Annotated in this window: 2 protein-coding genes; both read left to right on the plus strand. The window is 71.7% G+C overall.

The genetic code is table 11. From position 1 onward, the window contains the following. A partial coding sequence (locus ACWD6P_RS37015) for a beta-ketoacyl reductase (RefSeq protein ID WP_451448612.1) occupies positions 1-873 on the plus strand: 873 nt, incomplete at its 5' end. 103 nt (positions 874-976) lie between these two features. Next, on the plus strand, positions 977-1,374 hold a 398-nt coding region (locus tag ACWD6P_RS37020), incomplete at its 3' end, for a beta-ketoacyl synthase N-terminal-like domain-containing protein (protein WP_451448613.1).

Here is a 1,374-nt window from a genome sequence, read left to right on the forward strand (position 1 = left end):
GCGTTTGTGTTGTTCTCGTCGGCGGCGGGGACGTTGGGTGGTGCGGGGCAGGGGAGTTATGCGGCGGCGAATGCGTTCTTGGATGCGTTGGCGCATCGGCGGCGTGCGCGGGGGCTGCCCGCCACCTCCCTCGGCTGGGGCTTCTGGGAGGAGCGCAGCGGCCTGACCGGCCACCTGGGCCGCGCCGATCTGCACCGTATGTCGCGGGTGGGCATTGCGCCGATGACGTCGCAGGAAGGGCTGGCGCTGTTCGACGCGGCCTGTGCCACGGATCAGCCGCGGCTGCTGCCGATGCGGCTGGAGACCTCGGCGCTGCGCGCGCTGGCCGCGTCCGGATCCGTACCGCCGCTGCTGAGCGGGCTCGTACGGACCCCGGTCCGCCGTACCGCGGCGGACGGCGGGGACACGGCGAACGGGACGATGTCGCTGCAGGAACGGCTGACCAAGGTCTCCGCCGCGGAGCGCGCCCGTGCACTGGAGGATCTGGTCGTCGCACAGGTGGCGTCCGTGCTCGGGCACACTTCCGTGGCGGCGGTCGAGCCCGGCCGGCCGTTCAAGGAGCTGGGTTTTGACTCGCTCACCGCGGTCGAGCTGCGCAACCGCCTCAAGAACGCCACCGGTCTGCGCCTCCCGGCCACCCTGGTGTTCGACCACCCGACGCCCGACGCCGTCGCCGTCCAGCTGGGGGCCAAGCTCTTCCCCGAGGCGGCCGACGATGCACCGGGCGACGGAGCACCGGGCGACGGAGTCCACGACGGCTCCCGTGCGGAACGCGTCGGCGACCCGGGACGGTCCCCGGACCTCACGGACTCGATCGACACGATGGACGTCGACCACCTCGTCAGCCTGGCTCTCGACGGTAACGACACCTGAGCCCTCGACGGCAACTACACCTGACCGGTCCGGCCCCGACCCGACCCGCCCTGACCCTCTTCGACGCCTGAGCGCAGGCGGAACGCGGAACGTGGAGTACGAGATGACCAACCCTGACGAGAAGGTCGTCGCCGCCCTGCGAGCCTCCCTCAAGGAGACCGAGCGGCTGCGGCAGCACAACCGTGAACTCGTCGACCGCTCCCGGGAGCCGATCGCGATCGTCGCGATGAGCTGCCGATTCCCCGGCGGCGTACGGACACCGGAGGATCTGTGGCGGCTGGTGGCCGGGGGAGAGGACGCGGTCTCGGGGTTCCCCGCCGACCGCGGCTGGGATCTCGACTCCCTCCACGGCGAGGGCGGGTTCGTCCATGACGCGGGTGACTTTGACGCCGGGTTCTTCGGGATTTCGCCGCGGGAGGCGCTGGCGATGGATCCGCAGCAGCGGCTGCTGCTGGAGACGTCCTGGGAGGTGCTGGAGCGGGCCGGGCTGGACCCCCGGTC

Source organism: Streptomyces sp. NPDC002446 (genome assembly GCF_053595675.1).